This is a genomic window from Novosphingobium sp. ES2-1 (assembly GCF_015169775.1).
GTDB classification, from domain to species: domain Bacteria; phylum Pseudomonadota; class Alphaproteobacteria; order Sphingomonadales; family Sphingomonadaceae; genus Novosphingobium; species Novosphingobium subterraneum.
On the sequence record NZ_CP063449.1, the window covers coordinates 25,259 to 42,887 of the forward strand.

A 17,629-nucleotide genomic window follows, 5' to 3' on the forward strand; every position below is an offset into this window, starting at 1 on the left:
TCACCCGTTGATGAACACGCCTTCGAGAAACACGATTTCGACATCGATCCCGGTCGGCATCTCGATCACGGGCTGGTACTGTTCGGCCCGCTCGATCAGGTACTTGCTGACCATGTCGCCCGAGGTGGCGATGCCTTCGCCGAGCCCGCCCTCGAGGATGTCGCCGGTGCCGAGCTTCTGGCGCTGCCCATTGACGTTGACGTTTGTTCCGGTGAGCGTCGAATTGGTGTTGGCGGCAAAGCCGCGGCCAAAGCCGCCGGCGAGACCGGCAAGGAAGGCCTGGCCGATCAGCGAACCTTCCCGGCTGACCACCCTCCCCCTGACCCCGGTCTTGCCGCCGAAGGCGATGAAGCCCTTGACGTCCGAGACCGCGTAACGGCCATTGGGCTGCGGGCAGGTCATGCGCTGCAGCTTGACGTAGACCTTCTCGCTCGAGAGGTCGCCGCGCGCCGCGCCGTTGACCAGGCATCCGGCGATATTGGTCGTGAGCAGCCGCCCGTTGTCGTAGACCGAGCGCGCAGGGCCGGTGATGCGCAGCACGACCGGCAGGGGATCGGTCTGACTCTGGACGCCGGCGGCCGCATCGACCCCGACTATGACCTTGGCGACCGCGATCGAGTTCGGCGGCAGGTAATTGGCGCTGTCGGTGAAGACAGTGTTGCCCTTGGGGACCGGGCTTCCGGTTCCGCTTGCGCCCTCGTTGAACGAGACCAGGCTGACCTCGCTCCCGCGCCCTGCCGGGAGTCCCGCCGCGGCCATTGCGGCTTGCCCGGCAGGCGTGCTGGGCGCGGTCTGGTAGCTCGGTGGGCTGGTCCGCCCGTAAAGCGCGTTGGGTCCGACCGGTGTCGCGCCGGCACCCATGACCGGCGACTGGCGCGCGGCTGCGAGCGCTGCCTTCAACTGCTCATTCTCGTTCTGGTAGGCGGAAAGCACCCGCTCGGTGTCGGGAGATATCCCGCCGCCTGACGTGCTCTGCGCTGCCTGACCCTGGGCCAGCTGCGCTTCCAACTGGTCGGCCCGCTGCGCACGGGCAGCGAGCGCGCGCATGTTGGTGTCCATCGACATCATCTGCGCCTCGGACTGGGCACGCCACTCCTTCTCGGCCATGTTCTTGTTGACCATCTCGTCGACCGAGACGTCGGCGACCTGCCGCTTGACGCTGGCGTCGCTGCTCTTGTGATCGCCGGCGAAGATCCACGAGGAGCCGATGACAAGCGCGGCAAGACCGCCAGCGCCGAGCAGCAGCATCTGCTTCTTCCTGACCGCCTCATTGGCCACGATTGCATCGCCGAGCGGCGAGGCGTCACCACTTCCAGGGTGGGTTGCGGGACCGTCGAGCGCCTTGGGGCCTTTGCGGAACGGGTTCTTCCAGTCCATCACTGGCCTCCATTCGATTGGATGAGGTAGACAGCGGCCGCCTGGCCGGGCGCGAGCTCGCTCACCGGGGTCATGAAGGCGACGCTGCCGCGCGCGGCGAGCAGGTTCTCATCGAGAGTGAGCGGCTTTGCGCCGGTGTTGCGGACCTTGAGGATCAGTCCCTTGAGGTCAGCGCCGCGGTATTCGCCGACCTGCTGGACCTCGAGCTTGCCGACCGCGACCGGCTCGAGCACGCTTTGCCTGATCTCGAAGCCTTCGATGGTCTCGCTGCGATACATGGCTTGCGCGAGGCGCACGGCGGCATCCTCGGGCGAAGAGCGCACTTCCCAATCGCGCGCGGCCTCGGTCTTGATCGCCGTGTTGGTGACGAAGACCTGCTCGGCGTCGTTGCCGCGGACCTGGCAGAGGAACTTGTAGACGTAGCCCTTTCGGGTCGTGCCGAAGAACGAGAGGTTGGGCTTGGTGAAGCCATCGGGCACCGAAATGTAGATGTCCCCGCGCACGGGCTCGTTGACGATCTTGAAGTCCTCGGCCGGGTTGCCGGTGCTGATCTTCGAGACCGAGGCGAACTGGTCTCCCGCAAGGCTGATCCGGGTGAGGTCCTTCGCCGAGGCGACACAGGCGACCGTACCATTGTCAGCAGCGGGAATGCTCTGGTCGGCCATGGCGGGTGCGGCAAGGCACAGCGCACCGAAGCAGATGAGCGCGGCGCCAACCGGGCGGCCATTGATTGCATAGGGCCGTCCGGCGAGCACGCTGCCCACCCCGATCGCGCCCCAACCCAGTTCGGCCATCACGCCTCTCCCCCGTCGCTATTGTCTGATTGCGCGCTGCCCGCGCCCTTGGCGTCGATGACCTTGCCCGACGGATCCTTGGTCACGCGCCCGAACCCGGCGAGCTTGAGGCTGACGCCCGAGTAGCTCCACACGTAGCGGAAGGTCCGGGCTTCGGAGGTCACCTCCTTGGAGCCGACCACCGTGTGCAGCACGCCGTTGACCTCGCTGGTCAGTGCCTCGGGATCGACAGAGAGGTTCTCGATCGTGAAGAACTGCGAGACATTCGAGCCGTTCTGCTCGTTGAAGATCTTCATCAGTTCGGCCTTCATCCGGCCGTGGGTTCTGGGATCGGTGATCGCCAGGATCGAATCCATCCAGTACTGCAGGTTGGACGGCGAGCGGTTGAGTGTCAGCAGCGCGGCATCGCGCGTGACGAGCTCAAGGTAATCCTTGTCGATGTGGCTCGAGGACAGCGTCAGCGGCTTCGCCAGCACCGGCTGCAGCACCACTTCGCGGTCGCGGTGCGCGGCGGTGAACGTCAACACCACGCTCAGGGCAAACAGCCCGGTCGCGGTGATCGCGAGGAGGTTGCGCTGCTTTAAGAGCCGCTGCGCCTGGCCGTGAGAAATCGAGAGGTCCATGTCGGTGCCGTCCTCAGCCCGCCATCAGGCGAAGATGGGAGGGCGGCGTCGCTCTCAGCCCCATAAAGGCACCCGGCAGGTACCAGTAGGCCGAATGAATGATCCACGAGACGGCTCGTCCCGCCTTCAACTTGCGCAATCCCCACCAGGCCAGCACGCTTGAACATAGACCGATGAAAATATGTTGAGACAGGATGCCCCAGGCGAAGGGAACGATCATCGCGAGAAACTCATCGAGTGTCCAAAACCCGATCAGCTCCGGATCATCGAGATGCGCGGGAACCGTGTAGCGATTCATGAACGACACCACCCTCTTGTCCGCCCACGCAAAGCCCTGCGGCCATGCGCGGACGACTGGTTGGATCAGATCGTCGCGGTGACCGCGGCGGTGACGATGGGCACGCCCGTGCCGGCTCCGACGCCGACCCCCACGGGAATGGCGACCTGGCCGAGGCTGAACCGGCCCGAGGCGAGACCGACGATGCCGCCGGCGAGGCTCAGCACGGTGATGATCTTGCCGCCCGAACCTTCAAGGAAGCCGGTGAAGCTGGTGAGCGCGGTGTTGAACGTGGTGTCGGCGCCCGCCATCGCCACTTCGCTGCCGAAGAGGCCAGCGACCGCGACCACTGCGGCCCCCTGGAGGAGGCTTGCCCCCTTCCCTTTCATCGTGAGTTTCATGTTGCCATGTCCTTTCCAAACGCCGTGATTGTCACGGCCTTCAGAATGAACAGAGGGGCGCTGCCTGGAGCAATTAAAGGTCCGTTACGGCCCGGAAACGAATCGGATGATTTCCTCAAGGCGGACTTGGAGGCACCTTATGTTTCCGAATTTGGGAATGGGAATTGCCGGATCGGGAACTGAAGTTTCCGTTTTCCGCAATCCGGTTTGCTGCATCGGGAATTGTGATTGCCGAACAAGGAATTGGCCTTCCCGAATCACTTCCACCGGCCCGGATTCGCCAAATTTACAATTTGGAGCCATTGTGCCTGCCGACACATGCACCGGAATATCCACCCATGGCCGCAGGAACGCGCAACGTCCGCATCTTCGTAAGCGAGCAGTGCTTCGACCTGCTGGTCGATGCGATGGCGGCCTATTCCAAGGAATCCCGCCGGTTTCAGACGATGCGGATGACTGTCCAAGCCGCCTGCTTGCGCCTCAAATCCCACGGGATATCGAAGCAGGAACTCGAAGATTTCCTCGCGGATTACGCGATCGGCGGGGACATCCGGATCTTTCTCGAGGTCGGCCCGGAGTGGTCCGGAGATTACGATGCGGTCCGCGCCAAGGTGAAGGAAATCAGCGAAAAGCCGGGATTGGACAAGATCCTCGTGCCGTTCGCGGTATACCTCGCGGTAAAATACAATCTGCTCTAGGTATTTTCCACGCGGCAAGTTGCGCGCTTCTTAAGACTCTTGACAGGTTATGCCATCCCATAGACCTTTTGCCTTGGGAGGGATGGATAATGCCTCACAGGAACTTGACGCCCGAGACGGTCTTCAAGCCGAGCAGTCCACCGGGCAGTGAACCCGTCTTCGCTTTTGCCAGTCCTGGACCGCGCGAGGGCGAGCAGGAACAGTACAAGCAACTCATAAACGACGAGCTGGTACGACAAGGCATTCTGCCGGCTCACCTTGCTGACCGGATGCAGATTTCGCGGCCGAAGCTGCACAAGATCCTCAAGCAAACCAACCCGCTCTCCGACGACTTGCGAGATCGCATCTTCAGCGAGCTTGGGATGGATCATGTTCGCGCGAAATTCTGCGTGGCACTGCTTCACGATCCGCGGGCCTACATCGAGCAATCGGTCTTTCTGGCGACCGAGAGCCTCAAGAGCTTCTATCTCGAGGTCCTGACCTGTCGGCGCGGCTCGATCGAGGTCGATCTGCGCCCGGCCGTGATCCACGAAGCGGCGCGGCGAGCCTACGATCTGCTGCTCTCGCATCAGGAGCGGGTCATGCAGAACAACCAGACGCTACAGGCTTGATCGGCCCTCCATGCGGCCCGACACCATCGCCGCGTGGACCCAGCTCTATGCGGCCGTCGGCCTCTTGGCCGGGATTTGCTCAGGCTGCGCTCTGCTGAAAACGATCTTCGATATCCGCGCGGGCACGATCGCGCCGCCGTCCGGTTCGGGGCTGCGGTGGTGGCTGTGGTTCCCGAAGGTATGGCTGCATTTTCAGCTCAGCTACCTCTGCGGATTTCCGTGCATTCTGGCCATTGCGATCCTCTATGCGCACTATATCGGGTTTGCGGAATTCGTCCCGTCGTAGGTGACCAATGAAACCTCGCGGTAGCCTGATGCCCAGACGGCTGTGCTGGCTGCTGTCGCTCGCGCAAGAGAGCTGGAATCTGGACGATTGAGCTGGGTAAGGCGGAGCCAGTTGGTTGTGATGGTTCGCACGTAATTGCGGGTTTCGGGGATCGCTGGGATATAGCCCAGCGTGAGGGAGCGGCGCTCTGGTCCGGCATTGTAGGCGGCCAGGGCGAGATCGACGCGTTCAAAACGATCAAGTTGCTGGCGAAGATATCGCGCGCCCGCGCGCATGTTCGCCAAGGCGTCCCAAGGGTTCCATAGCTCCAGATGCCTGGCGGTTCCGGGCATAACCTGCATCATTCCCATTGCGCCGGCCCTGCTGATTGCCCAAGCCTTGTATCCTGACTCTTGGGCAACAACTGCATCCAGCAAGCTGGCGGGCAGGCCATTCTCGCAGGCGATTTGCGACATCGCTTCAAAGTACGTTGCTCGGCGTTTCTCCACCTCGGCCGGCAACCACCATGTCTGGAGGTAACCATTCCCAGGACAAGACAGCGGGTTCTGGCTTGCGCTGGCTCCTTTGCCAATTTTATCAATTATATAGACAGGTTGGCTGATACCTTGCAAATGAGCGCGTAGCGCAACCTCGACAGGACCATCTCCGCCACTGGCCGCAATGGCAGAAGGAGCGAAGCGAGACAAATCCACTTCCCTTGCCTTCGCAGGGGCAACGAAGACCATCGCAGCGACTGCGACTATTTTTGCGTAAGTCAAAATCACGACACGCCTTTCCGGGTGGCGTGCAGTCTAGTTGGGAATGCGCACGTGGATTCAACCTAATCGCTGCATTCTTGTCAATTGATGATCTGGAAGCGCCCCCGTTGCCTATAACCTGGTGTCATTCGCGCTAATGGGTGCCTTATCGCATTCCATAGGCCAGATGCCGTTTTCGAGAACGGTTCATGCGCAGGTCCTACCCATACCGGTTTGCAAACTATGATAGCCAAATGCCTTACGTGCCTCTTCCAGGCGCTTTCCGCTATCCACGGCAGCCAATATTGCTTTCTCGGCGACCTCTATTTGCTCTGCGATTGCAAGAACCTCCTCTAGATGGGGGGCAGGGATGGCAACCACGCCATCTGAATCTCCTACCAGCCAGTCACCGGGTTCGACACGCACTCCTGCCAGCTGGATTGGATCGTTGTTGGCAACCGCGGTGGCGCGATCCTTGGCGGTGCGCATTGTCACGCAGCGCGAGAAAACGGGATAGTTAAGCGCGACGCAGCGGTCGCTGTCGCGGCATGCGCCGTCGATCACGGTCGCCGCAATACCTTTGGTATGAGCCACATAGGTCAGAATGTCGCCCCAGACGGTCTGGTTCAAGATGCCGCCATTGTCGATGGCGACCACCGCGCCAGGTGGCACTTCGTCGATATAGTCGCCGACGCTCCCACCGGTAAGGCCGACCGGCAACATCCGGATCGTAAAAGCCCGTCCGGAAAATTTCATGCCGCGAGCAACCGGAGCAAGGCCGATCAACTGGCCTGCAATTTCCAGCCTGTCCAGCGCGTCGGAGAGCGCCGTGACCCCGACGGTGTTCAGACGTTCCACAACCTTCGCTTCATCCATGATTGCTCTCCGCACCGTTCAGCAAGTCTTCGTAATTAGCCCCAAGGACTTGATCGAGTGGCGAACCCGCTTCGATCGCCAGCGCCATCGCCGCTTCGCGTGCGCTGATCCTCTCAGCTTCCCGCAGGACGTCATTCAGACGGTTCGGATCGACGAAAACCACTCCGCTGCCATCCGCGACAACCCAGTCACCCGGTTTGACGACCACGGTCCCGATCGTGACCGGGCAATCCCAGGCGTGCTCCGCAATCCGGCCTCGTGCAGTTACCGGAACCGCATTGCGCCCGAAAATGGGCAGCCCCAACTCCCTGCTTTCATCGACGTCGCGGCAGGCACCATCGATTATCACCCCGGCCACGCCGCGCTTGATCGCGCCTCTGCTGAGCAGTCCGCCCCATCCGGAAACATCGGCCCGGCCACGGTGTTCTATCACGATGACTTCGCCATTGCGGGCCGACATCACGGCGGCCGCGCACAGGTGGCGTTTGGGCAATCCGGCAAGCGGCGGCCCGAGCTTGACGGTTACGGCCTCTCCGGCAATCCGACGACCAGGGATGGTGAGCGGAGCCAGACCGATTACGGCGCCCGTTAGCCCAAGAGTATCGAGTGCATCGGATATCGTGCAAGTGTCGAACGAACCGAGGCGATCCGCAATCGACTGATCGTCGGTTGGTGCATCGTCTTCACTCATGGCTGGAAACAAACGCCAGTGCATCGCACTGGATCACGATATCTCCAGGCAATGAATTGTACATCAGTGTGTGTCTGGCTGGCCTTGATTGCTCGTCCGTGAATTCCTTCAGCCAGTACTTGTTGATCAGGGGCTTGAGATCGGCCGAGGCAACATAGAAGGTCATCTTCGCGACATCGTCGAAGCTGCCGCCCGCCTTTTCCAGAATGCGGCCCAATTGCCAGAATGTAAGCCGTACCTGGTCCTCCGCGGTCTCCGCGACGATCCCTGTTTCGGGATCCAGCCCATAAACGCCTCCGGTGGCGACGAGGCTGCCGACCCGACTTGCGGCCGGGATCGGATTACCGGAATGGTGGAAGCCATCTACTTGAATGCTGTGTCGCACTGTTCGCCACTCCTTCGTGAACCAGGTTGGGCCATCGCGATGGCCGATCGGACCGGTCCGCGCCGGTTCGCCCGGGATTAAACATCGAGACGTGTGAACAGCTTCCGGGCATTGTGTTCAAAAATGCATGCCCGCGCTTCGTCGTCGAGTGAAGTGAGACCTTCGATCACCGGCTTGAGATCGTCGTAGTGCCGCCTGGTGAGAGGGTCGATTCCGTCGCCCGAGCCAGGCCTTTCGGTGCCGAAACAGCAACGGTCATATCCCACTGTTTTCACCAACAGATCGAGCGAATCGGGATTGTGCAAGACGGTGTCGAACCAGAATTTTCGTAGAATTTCGTCAAACGACGGGGCATCCGCAGCAATCCGTCCCTGCGCCCGTGCCATCTCGCGATGCGAACGCCAGCGTCCGATCTGGTAGGGGATCGGGCCGCCACCATGGCTGATCATGAGTTTCAGATCGGGGAAGCGATCAAACACGTTAGCCCGGTAGACCGAGGTAATCGCAAGCCCCTCCTCGGCGATGAAGTGCTCATCGTAGGATTCCCGACCGTTGCAACATTGCCCGGAATGGATGTGGGCCGGGAGATCCAGTTCGCACAGACGCCGGTAGAGCGGATACCAATAGGGATCGCCCAGCGGGGGCGATCCGTTCATGCCTTCGCTCGGATCAGGGTTGAGCAAAATCCCGACGAAGCCCAAGTCATCAACAACCCGCTCGATTTCGTCAAACAGGGATTCGACGGGTCGGCCCGCCTGTTGGGGCAGGGCTCCCACCCCCCGAAAACGATTGGGAAACATTTTCACGGTGCGGGCGATCATGTCGTTGGTGTCGCAAGTCCAATCGACGATATCTTCCCACCGGGCGGTGCCGTTCAGAGTGAGGAAAGGCCGAGGCGACAGCAGCTGGACGTCGGTACCCACGGCATCCATGATCTTGACGTTCTGTTCGGCGCTTTCCTGCAAATCGCCGTCGCTTACTTTCGCTCTATAGTTCTTTCCGTACTGCCCCCCGGAAACAATCAGATTGCTTCTGTGTGCGTATAACGATGACGGAGCTACCAGGTGTGCGTGCGCGTCGATTATAATGTCTTCTTACCTTTTTTGGCTCCAGCGCACGGTCGAATCCGAAGCCCGACATGCGAAGCTCAGATCGGGTAGACCAGATAACGCGGCAGAACCGAAGTATCGAGTTCGGCGCGGCGGGACAGCAACTTGGCGCCACCATCGTCTGACAGTCGCATTGTATCGAGATAGCGGCCGGCGGCTAGGACTTGGGTGACGCCGACATCCATCGGCGTCATGAACACCGAGAAATTCGAAACCACTTCCACCGTTCGGGCATCGACCTGGCGATGGCTGACGCGCTGGACGAAATGACGGGTGCGGTAGTCCTGAAAGGTGCCGGCCCAGATCTCGTTCACATAGGTGACGCGATCTTCGAGCCGTGCCCGGCAATCGTCGAACATGAATCCGAGCTCGAGGTTGTGCTCGGTATTTTCAGCCGCGCGGCAATAATAGGATGCTTGGTCTTCCTCGGCATAGTTTTCGAGCCAGCCCGGCATGTCCTTGCTGTCAAGCGCGTTGGCATCGGCCAGCAGCAATCGGTCGATCGCTGTTTCCAACTCGGGAATGGTGGCCGTCATGCTTCTGCCCTCTCGAAACCCATCGCCGAGCGGTAATATTCCCAGCGGGGCAGATTGCCGCTTTCATCGTTCTGCAGAAACTCCGATTCCAGCTTGCCCGGATCGCGCACGCCTTTCTGGAAGATAGCGTGGCCTGGCGTGTGACTGCCGATGTGGATCCGGTGGAAGATCGAGGCGTCTTCCATGCTGATCAGCCCGCAAGGCCCCAGCAGGTTAGAACTTTGCCGCAAGCGGTGGCGAACCATGTCCGCATCGTCGTCCTGGTGGGCGAAATAGGCATAGTGAACTTCTGTAGTCTCTGCATCGACCGGGGTGGCGAAGCGCAGATTGATGACATCGAGGTGCTTAGTCGAGACGAAGGTGGGGAACAGCTGGACGATCCGCGACCCCACCGAAGGGTCCTGCCCCTTGAACGCGATCAGTTCCTTGTCCTTGAGAACACTGGGGCCACTGGCCACCGAGAGCGCCGATTCGAAGCACACGTGCCCACGCTTAGTGCAGGTGTATTGCCGCCCTTTGCCGCCCTGCCAGTTGAGCATCTTGAACGCCGCGTGCAGCAACGGGGCATGATAGCCGTCGTTGTCGTTGTAGCCCTTCCAGTTGCTGTCGTAGCGAACCTTCTGATAGCCGAGCAGCTTCAGCCGTCCGTCGCCGGCCATCAGTTCGCGCAGGGTTTCACCGGCTTCACCGAGGAACTCGTCAAGTGGCTCAGTCTCGGCCGAAAACGTGACGAAGATCAGGCCATAGAAGAGCTCGAAACGCGGCTGCCCCAAGGGGTAATCGGCCTTGTCGAAGCCGGGCAGGAATTCGCGCGGGTTGGGGCAGCCGACCAGGTCGCCCTTGGCGTTGAACAGCCAGCGGTGATAGGGGCACTCAAACTCGGTTTTGTTGCCCATTACCGCGGTTTCGAGCTGATTGCTGCGGTGCGAGCAGGCGTTGTAAAACACCCGCACCACGCCTGCCTCGTCGCGTGAGATCAAAAGCGGGATTCCGGCCATCCGCATCGTCTTGAAATCACCGGGATTGGGCAATTCGCTCTCATGCGCGATCGGGTGCCATTCCGGGCCGTGAAAAATCCGCTTGATCTCGTCAGCGTAGAGATCCGCCCGCGTAAAGGCCGCCTTGGGAACTTCATTATAGTTCTTGGGCCAGGTCAGTGTTGTTTCAGCCATCCTCGTTTTCCCACGGGTTTGATTGCGGCAATTCAGCTCATTTCAACGCTCTGCCTCGAGCGCCTTGCCCAGTTCAGCCCACATCCTGCCTGAATTGCGCGCGCCTTCGAGATAGTTTTCGGGACACAGGTGATAGGGCGGACGGCAAGGCCCGGCATTCATCCAGCCGCCGGCGGTCATCCGCGCCTTTTCCAGGGGGATGTTGTAGGTCGAGAATTCCTTGAAGCTGCCGTTCGGGAAAAGCGTCGCCGCAGTCGGCGCGAGCCGGCCCATGAAAGCCTTGGCAGCGCTCCAGTCGCCGCTCGCGCGCGCTGCGGCGACCACATCGCGCAGGGTCGTGCTGACCAGCGGGTGGCAGACCGCGCCGCTGGTCCAGAAGGCGTCGATCGAATCGTCCATCCGCGCCGCGCCGTAGTAATCGAAATCGATCGGCAGCAGCTTGATCCGCCCCTTGATCGCCGCGAGATCGGGCAGCAGGGTGCCGACGCCGATGTACTTGGCGGTGACAACCTGCGGAATTTCGGCGACCTGGCCCCAGAACGTGCGCGGGAAATCGAACTTGAAGGCTTCGGGGTTGGCATAGATCGCGATGTTGATGTCGGGCACCGCCTCGGCAACGTCGCGATAGAACTGTACCGCGACGTCGACACTGGGGGCGCACCACATCGGTACGCCCAACATCGTCCCGGTCGCGCCGATATCGACTGCCTTGCGGGTTAGCGCAATGGTGTCGCGGGTGTTGATGCAGGTTGTCCCGACAAACACCGGCACCCGGCCCGCGGCGGTATCGACGATAGTCTTCATAAAGACGAGCTTTTCGTCAAGTGTCATGGTTGCGGCCTCGCCCAGCGTCCCCATACTGAGAATGCCATCGACCCCGGCCTCGATCAGGCCGTCGATCATGCGGGCTGCTTCTTCGACATTAACAGTATCAGCGGCGCGCCAGTCGGAGGCACCTTCCTTGGCTGGAGTCGGCACGATCGCCCAAGCACCCTTCACATCAGCAGCAGTCAGCAGTTCACGCGCCACGAAACATCTCCCAAAGACTCTTCAATCATTAGCCAATGTGTAACGCATTGCCTATTGACTTGGCAAGGGTTGAATGCGGTTTTATGAGGCCGGATGCCACTAGGATTGCACGCGTCCGGCCGGATGCGGTGTGGGTTGGGAGAAATCAGGGATGACAGACGCGAACGGCAGATTTGCAGACAAGATCGCAGTTGTCACAGGAGCAGCCCAGGGGATCGGCTTTGCTACCGCCCAGCGCCTAGGGCGAGAAGGGGCCACAGTCGTGGTTGCCGATCGTGCAGAACAGGCGACACTGGATGCGGTTGCGCGACTTATGGCCGAATCTGTCGACGCGCACCCCGCCATCCACGACCTTGAGCAACAGACTGGAGCCGCTGCCCTGTATAACGCTGTAAGCGATAAATTCGGGCGGATCGACGTGGCCGTCCATAATGTAGGTGGCACGATCTGGGCCAAGCCCTATTGGGAATACACCACCGAAGAAATCGTCGCCGAGATTAATCGCTCGCTGTGGCCGACGCTGTGGTGCTGCCATGCAGTGCTGCCCCACATGCGCGCGGCAGGTCGCGGCGCGATTGTCAACATCGGCTCGGTGGCAACGCGCGGGGTCAATCGCGTGCCCTACGCGGCTGCGAAAGGCGGCGTGGCGGCGCTGACCGCTGCGTTGTCTCTGGAATTGGAGGATTGTGGCATCAGGGTAAATTGCGTGGCTCCCGGCGGGGTCAACGTGACCCGTGTCACCCCGCGCAACACCGCTCCGCATTCCGACGCGGACCGCAAAGGCTTTGGCGAAGTGATGGAGCAGACCTTGCGCGATACCCCGCTGGGCCGCTTCGGCGAGCCCGAGGAACTGGCCGCCGCAATCTGCTTTCTCGCCGCTGACGAGGCGTCCTACATCACCGGCCAGACGCTCTACGTCGCAGGTGGCGGGATCGGCTGATCCCGCCCGCCTTGCGAGCCTAACCAGCCTGCTTGAGGATTTCGCGGAGCGACACATCGGCATCGGCCAGCTGCGCCGCCTGGGCTCTGGCCCGGCGCTCGATCAGCCGTTTGCCGATGCCCATGTCCGGGGCGCGGTTGACAGTCAGGATGCCCTCGATCGTCTCGCCTGACCGGAAGAATGCGGTAAACTGGTTGCTTGCCATGTCTCCGCGCAGGGTTACCTCGGCTTGCACCGGGATATGGCCGCAGAACTGGATGTTGAGATCGAACTGATCGCTCCAGTACCAAACCGGCTTGCAGTAATCGACGTCCTGCCCGAGCATCGCGAGCGCTGCGGCCTGGGCCTGGTCGGCAGCGTTCTGGTAGGTTTCCTGGCGGATATGACCGCCGAAGAAGCTGTCCTGTTCGGCGACGTCGCCGGCGGCAAAGACATTCTCATTGCTGGTGCGGCACTGCCTATCGACGATAATGCCGTTATTGGTGACGATGCCTGCGTCCCGGGCTAGGCTGATTTCTGGCACTATCCCGACCCCGACTACCACGGCATCGCAATCCACCAGTGATCCGTCATCGAGTTCGACCTGCGTCACCCGCCCGTCAAGCACCTTCATCGCGTTCACGCCGCGTCCGAAGCGGGTGTCGACGCCGCGCTGGCGATGTTCCTCGCCCAGCCATTGCCCGAACTGCGGCCCGAGCGCGCGAATCATAGGCGCGGCAAGCGGTTCGATCGCGGTCACTCGGCACCCCAGCTTGACCGCGCTGGCCGCGACTTCAGCCCCGATCACACCCATGCCGATGATGACGATCCGGGCGCCGTCCCTGAGGTCCGTCGCCATCCGGGTGGCATCGTCCCGGGTGCGCAGGTAATGCACGTTGGCGGCGTCGGCACCCTCCATGTTGAGCTTGCGGGCGGAACCACCGGTGGTCAGCAGGATGCGGTCGGCTTGGACCAGGTCTCCGCCCGTCAGGCGCACAGCGCTCGCCGCCAGGTCGAGCGCTTCGGCACGCGTGCCAAGCCGCATTTCGATGCGGTTGGCGGCGTACCAGGCCTCGTCATGAAGGAAGAAATTGTCCGGTACATTGGCCGGATCCCACAACACCTCCTTGGACAGGGGCGGGCGCTCGTAGGGCCGCCACGGTTCTTCGCCGATAAGGGTGATCCGGCCATCGAAGCCAGCCTGGCGCAAGGACTCCACCGCGCGGCCACCCGCAAGATTTGCTCCGACCACGGCTATCGATTTCATGCAATTCTCCCAACTTTGCGTGCTTTCCGGGGCTTATTGCCAGAAGGCGCCCCTTCCCATAGACTGCCTTTGCATAATATGCAATGCGTTGCGAGATTTTGCCCGCGCTAGGTTTATTCCTGGATTTCCAACTTTTCAAGACGCAAGGCGAGCTGCCGACGGGTAAAGCCTAAGGTGCGCGCCGCGCGCGCAACGTTGCCCCCACTCGCATCAAGGGCCTCGCGGATCACCAGCCCTTCCATCTCCAGCAGGCTTCCGCCCCCATCGACGATCAGATCCAGCATCTGGCGCACCAAGCCGGCGGGATCGCCGACATTGTCAACGGCGCTGATCCTGCCATCGTTGGTCATGCCCATCGTCGGCTTCAATTCGAGACCGTCGGTTTCGAGGAACAGGTGCCTGACGTCGATCGCTCGCCCGTCGTCCGCCAGCAGCACGGCACGTTCCACCATTCGCTCGAGTTCGCGCACATTACCGGGGAAATCGTACACCAGCAGCGCGTTGATCGCCCGCGGGGTGAAGCCCGATACCGTTCGGCCATGGCGCATGGCATAATGCAGACGGAAGTGTTCCAGCAGCACCGGAATGTCCTCGCGGCGCTGGCGCAGCGGCGGCACCCGGACCGGCAAAGTCGATATCCGGTAGAACAAGTCGGCACGAAACGTGCCTTCCCGCACCGCCTCGTTAAGTTCCACATTGGATGCTGCGATCAATCGGACATCCACCTTGATCGTCCGCGTATCGCCGACCCGCTCGAACTCACCTTCCTGGACAGCGCGCAGAATCTTCGATTGTGCAAGTGGCGACAGTGTCGAAATCTCGTCCAGGAACAGCGTGCCGCCATTGGCCAGCTCGAACCGACCGGGCCGGGCGGCAACCGCGCCAGTATAGGCCCCCTTGGCCACGCCGAACAGCTCCGATTCGATCAACCCCTCGGGGATCGCCGCGCAGTTGAGCGCGATGAACGGCTCCGCCTCGCGCATGCTCAGCCGATGAGCGAGCTTGGCCAGCACTTCCTTGCCGACCCCGGTCTCGCCCATTAACAGCAGCGTCGCATTGCTCGACGCGGTGCGTTCGATCATGGTCTTGGCTGAGAGGAACCCTGCCGAGATCCCAATCACCGTTTGGCCCCCATCATGCCGCGTTTCGGGCAGGACCAGCGGCGTCGCGGCCAATTCGAGGTTGTCCAACTGATCCCATTCGGGTTTTGGTTTGGCGTGAAGTACGCAGGCGGCATCGCCTCGCCCCGCACATTCCACTTCGCGCATGATGATCGGTTGTCCCGCGAAGGTTGTGGCAAAGCCGCTGGCAAAGCCAGTCTGCATCCAGCACACCGGGTCAGTGCTGTACCCGGTCGCGCTGAGATGGATCGCCGCCTCGATCGAATCGTGGACCCTGAACCGGCCTTCGAAATGCCCTCGCGAGGAATCATTTTCCAGGATTTCGATCTGGGTCCAGCCAAACCCGGTCAAGGCGTGCGCCTGCGGTCCGACCGCGAATGCTTCAAGATAATCACCATCCGGGCGTAATTTTTTCGCGCCGATCGCGCACCGTGCGCCTTCGGCAAAACCGACACCCCAGAAGAACCGGCTGGCCGCTTCGTGCCCCAATTCGGCAACTAGGCGGCTGCGCCAGCTGGCCAGAGCCGCTTGGCTGAGCAGTACGCAGCGTTCACCATCGTGCCAGATCCGGCCCATTTCCGGTGAGAACTGCAGCTTGCTGGCAATGTCGGCGTAGCCTGGAAGTGTCTTCATCCGGTCAGGCTATCAGATTCGTAACTTTCGGGCCAGACTCAAGCCTCGACATTTACATTTACGTCGATCTGCAAGCTGCCTCGCAGTGGGATTGACCAACCCGGACTGCTGTAAACCGGTAAGAAACCGATATTGGCACGACTCGTGCTTAGAACTTTCGCGACACGAAAAATCGATGCCGACTTTAGCCATACTGTGCGGGAGAGGATCAAATGAACGACAGCATTGCCGATCTGGTTGATTCCCGCACCGGGCGCCAATCGCGCTCGATCTACGCGAGCGAAGACATTTATCGGCAGGAACTTGAGCGGATCTTCGGGCGCTGCTGGCTGTTTCTGGTCCACACCAGCCAGATTCCGAAGCCGGGCGACTATTTCCGCACCTTCATGGGCGAAGACGATGTGATCGTGATCCGCCAGAAGGACGGGTCGATCAAGGCGTTCCTCAACAGCTGTACCCATCGCGGCAACCGGATCTGCCGCGCCGATCGCGGCAATGCGCGCGCTTTCACCTGCAACTATCACGGCTGGTCTTTTTCCCCGGACGGCGCGCTCTCCGGGGTGCCGCTGGAAAACGAGGCCTATTTCGGCGAACTCGACCGCACCAAGTTCGGCCTGATCCCGGTGACGAAAGTGGCCGAGTATAAGGGCCTGGTGTTCGGCTGCTGGGATGCCAATTCGCCCAGCCTCGATGACTATCTGGGCGATGCCAAGTTTTTCCTCGATGTCTGGCTGGATGCCATGCCAGGCGGATCGGCACTGCTCGGCGAGACGCAGAAGATGGTGCTGGGCACCAACTGGAAGCTGCCAGTCGAGAACGTCTGCGGCGATGGCTATCACCTGGGCTGGGCCCATGCCGGCGCTATGGCGGCGGTCCAGTCGATGGACCTCACCGGGCTCAGCGTCGGCAATTCCGGGGTCGATCTCGATGGCGGGCTGTCGGTCGCCGGCATGAACGGGCACATGGTCCTGAGCGCGCTCGACGGCGTTTCCGGCTATGCCTTCTATCCCGATCCCAAGCCGATCCTCGAATACCTGGAGGCCAACCGCCAGACGGTGATCGACCGTCTGGGCGAAGTGCGCGGCAGGCAGGTGTGGGGTGCGCAGGTCAACATCACCATTTTCCCCAACCTGCAGCTGCTGCCCGGGCTCAACTGGTTCCGGGTCTATCATCCCAAGGGTCCCGGCCAGATCGAGCAGTGGACCTGGGCCATGGCCGAAAACGACATGCCCGAGGCGGTGAAAGCGCAGATCCTCGAAAACCAGTGCCTGACCTTCGGCCTGGCAGGCCTGTTCGACAACGACGATGGCGACAATCTGACCGCCTGCACCGAACAGTCGCGCGGCTGGCGCACGGCGCAGATGGATGTCTACACCAACATGGCGCTGGGCCGCTCGGGCAAGCGCGAGGGCTTCCCCGGCGATATCGCCGCCGGCTTGGTAAGCGAACACAACCAGCGCTATTTCTACCGCCGCTGGCAAGAGCACATGATGGCGGAAACTTGGGCCGAAGTGCCCACGTACAACATCAACTCGTTGACCGAACAGGAAGCCGAGCATGCTTGACCGGCCGCTTGCCCCTCCACCGGTGGAGGTGATCGTTGCTGTCACCCAGGCACTCCACCGCGAAGCCCGGCTGCTCGACAACGAAGATTTCGAAGGCTGGCTGGCCATGCTCGGCAAAGACGTCAGCTATCGCCTTGAACTGAAGAGCCGAAGGTTCCGCGCTGACCGTTCGCCGCCTTTACCACTTGGCCCAGGGGTAATCTTCAACGAGGATCTGGGTCGGCTCAAAATGCGGGTGGATCGCCTGAAATCCGGCTTCGTCTGGGCCGAGGATCCTCCCAACTACATCCGCCGCGCTGTCTCCAACGTGGAGGTTCTGGCCACCCAGGCCGATAACGAGGTGCGGGTCCATTCTGTGCTGGTGATGCACCGGAACCGGATCGACGGCACTACCCGCCTGCTCACCGCCGGACGCACCGACCTCTGGCGCAGCGAAGGCGGCGCGTGGCTGCTCACCGCGCGCGAGATCGTGCTGGACCATTCCGTGCTGCCGGACAGCAACCTCAACGCCTTTTTCTGAAC

21 protein-coding genes are annotated in these 17,629 nt (G+C 61.4%); 6 read left to right on the forward strand and 15 right to left on the reverse strand.

The features are described from left to right. From IM701_RS20755 to IM701_RS20775, 5 genes are all read right to left on the reverse strand, one after another. Window positions 1-1,377 carry a TraB/VirB10 family protein gene (locus IM701_RS20755; RefSeq protein ID WP_010890983.1) on the reverse strand — a complete coding sequence of 459 codons (1,377 nt, stop codon included), beginning with the start codon at window positions 1,375-1,377 and terminating at the stop codon, window positions 1-3. Further along, window positions 1,377-2,171, reverse strand: coding sequence for a type-F conjugative transfer system secretin TraK (locus tag IM701_RS20760; RefSeq protein WP_010890984.1), 795 nt, complete (start codon window positions 2,169-2,171; stop codon window positions 1,377-1,379). Before IM701_RS20760 ends, IM701_RS20755 begins: the two co-directional genes overlap by 1 nt. Further along, complete coding sequence (locus tag IM701_RS20765) at window positions 2,171-2,794, reverse strand: type IV conjugative transfer system protein TraE (protein WP_010890985.1); 624 nt, start codon at window positions 2,792-2,794, stop codon at window positions 2,171-2,173. The genes IM701_RS20760 and IM701_RS20765 overlap by 1 nt, the downstream gene beginning before the upstream one ends. Before the next feature lie 13 nt (window positions 2,795-2,807). Then, a complete protein-coding gene (traL, locus tag IM701_RS20770; protein ID WP_010890986.1) occupies window positions 2,808-3,092 on the reverse strand; it encodes a type IV conjugative transfer system protein TraL in 285 nt (94 codons plus the stop codon). Window positions 3,093-3,157: 65 nt separating this feature from the next. After that, complete coding sequence (locus IM701_RS20775) at window positions 3,158-3,472, reverse strand: hypothetical protein (RefSeq protein ID WP_010890987.1); 315 nt, start codon at window positions 3,470-3,472, stop codon at window positions 3,158-3,160. A 164-nt stretch (window positions 3,473-3,636) separates the two neighbouring features. Here IM701_RS20775 and IM701_RS20780 point away from each other — a divergent pair, with 164 nt between their 5' ends. From IM701_RS20780 to IM701_RS20790, 3 genes are all read left to right on the forward strand, one after another. Then, window positions 3,637-4,170 carry a hypothetical protein gene (locus tag IM701_RS20780; RefSeq protein ID WP_010890989.1) on the forward strand — a complete coding sequence of 178 codons (534 nt, stop codon included), beginning with the start codon at window positions 3,637-3,639 and terminating at the stop codon, window positions 4,168-4,170. Between the two features lie 89 nt (window positions 4,171-4,259). Next, window positions 4,260-4,781 (forward strand): hypothetical protein, encoded by a 522-nt coding sequence (locus IM701_RS20785; RefSeq protein ID WP_010890988.1) that lies wholly within the window; start codon window positions 4,260-4,262, stop codon window positions 4,779-4,781. A gap of 10 nt (window positions 4,782-4,791) precedes the next feature. Next, complete coding sequence (locus IM701_RS20790) at window positions 4,792-5,067, forward strand: hypothetical protein (RefSeq protein ID WP_010890990.1); 276 nt, start codon at window positions 4,792-4,794, stop codon at window positions 5,065-5,067. Here IM701_RS20790 and IM701_RS20795 read toward each other — a convergent pair. The 8 genes from IM701_RS20795 to IM701_RS20830 form a co-directional block, all read right to left on the reverse strand. Further along, a complete protein-coding gene (locus IM701_RS20795) occupies window positions 5,034-5,831 on the reverse strand; it encodes a lytic transglycosylase domain-containing protein (protein WP_010890991.1) in 798 nt (265 codons plus the stop codon). The genes IM701_RS20790 and IM701_RS20795 overlap by 34 nt on opposite strands. Window positions 5,832-6,011: 180 nt before the next feature. Continuing rightward, on the reverse strand, window positions 6,012-6,680 hold the full coding sequence (locus IM701_RS20800) for an RraA family protein (protein WP_010890992.1): 669 nt from the start codon (window positions 6,678-6,680) through the stop codon (window positions 6,012-6,014). Beyond that, entirely contained in the window at window positions 6,673-7,371 is a 699-nt protein-coding gene (locus IM701_RS20805) for an RraA family protein (protein ID WP_039337886.1), read from the reverse strand. Before IM701_RS20805 ends, IM701_RS20800 begins: the two co-directional genes overlap by 8 nt. Continuing rightward, complete coding sequence (locus IM701_RS20810; RefSeq protein ID WP_193829247.1) at window positions 7,364-7,756, reverse strand: RidA family protein; 393 nt, start codon at window positions 7,754-7,756, stop codon at window positions 7,364-7,366. The genes IM701_RS20805 and IM701_RS20810 overlap by 8 nt, the downstream gene beginning before the upstream one ends. A gap of 77 nt (window positions 7,757-7,833) precedes the next feature. Beyond that, window positions 7,834-8,844 (reverse strand): amidohydrolase family protein, encoded by a 1,011-nt coding sequence (locus IM701_RS20815; protein ID WP_010890995.1) that lies wholly within the window; start codon window positions 8,842-8,844, stop codon window positions 7,834-7,836. 59 nt (window positions 8,845-8,903) lie between these two features. Beyond that, complete coding sequence (locus IM701_RS20820) at window positions 8,904-9,401, reverse strand: aromatic-ring-hydroxylating dioxygenase subunit beta (protein WP_010890996.1); 498 nt, start codon at window positions 9,399-9,401, stop codon at window positions 8,904-8,906. After that, window positions 9,398-10,573 carry an aromatic ring-hydroxylating dioxygenase subunit alpha gene (locus IM701_RS20825; RefSeq protein WP_010890997.1) on the reverse strand — a complete coding sequence of 392 codons (1,176 nt, stop codon included), beginning with the start codon at window positions 10,571-10,573 and terminating at the stop codon, window positions 9,398-9,400. The genes IM701_RS20820 and IM701_RS20825 overlap by 4 nt, the downstream gene beginning before the upstream one ends. Before the next feature lie 42 nt (window positions 10,574-10,615). Then, on the reverse strand, window positions 10,616-11,602 hold the full coding sequence (locus tag IM701_RS20830; RefSeq protein WP_010890998.1) for a dihydrodipicolinate synthase family protein: 987 nt from the start codon (window positions 11,600-11,602) through the stop codon (window positions 10,616-10,618). A 151-nt stretch (window positions 11,603-11,753) separates the two neighbouring features. On the opposite strand from IM701_RS20830, the gene IM701_RS20835 reads away from it, so the two are divergent. Further along, window positions 11,754-12,542, forward strand: coding sequence for a 1,6-dihydroxycyclohexa-2,4-diene-1-carboxylate dehydrogenase (locus IM701_RS20835; protein ID WP_010890999.1), 789 nt, complete (start codon window positions 11,754-11,756; stop codon window positions 12,540-12,542). Between the two features lie 19 nt (window positions 12,543-12,561). Here IM701_RS20835 and IM701_RS20840 read toward each other — a convergent pair whose 3' ends face one another. Both IM701_RS20840 and IM701_RS20845 read right to left on the reverse strand, forming a co-directional pair. Beyond that, window positions 12,562-13,788: an NAD(P)/FAD-dependent oxidoreductase gene (locus IM701_RS20840; protein ID WP_010891000.1), complete on the reverse strand. Its 1,227-nt coding sequence runs from the start codon at window positions 13,786-13,788 to the stop codon at window positions 12,562-12,564. 113 nt (window positions 13,789-13,901) lie between these two features. Then, a complete protein-coding gene (locus IM701_RS20845) occupies window positions 13,902-15,542 on the reverse strand; it encodes a sigma-54-dependent Fis family transcriptional regulator (RefSeq protein WP_193829248.1) in 1,641 nt (546 codons plus the stop codon). A 212-nt stretch (window positions 15,543-15,754) separates the two neighbouring features. Between IM701_RS20845 and IM701_RS20850 the strand changes: the two genes are divergently transcribed. Continuing rightward, window positions 15,755-17,107: an aromatic ring-hydroxylating dioxygenase subunit alpha gene (locus IM701_RS20850; protein ID WP_010891002.1), complete on the forward strand. Its 1,353-nt coding sequence runs from the start codon at window positions 15,755-15,757 to the stop codon at window positions 17,105-17,107. Then, a complete protein-coding gene (locus IM701_RS20855) occupies window positions 17,100-17,627 on the forward strand; it encodes an aromatic-ring-hydroxylating dioxygenase subunit beta (protein WP_010891003.1) in 528 nt (175 codons plus the stop codon). Before IM701_RS20850 ends, IM701_RS20855 begins: the two co-directional genes overlap by 8 nt. The last annotated feature ends 2 nt before the right edge of the window (window positions 17,628-17,629 follow it).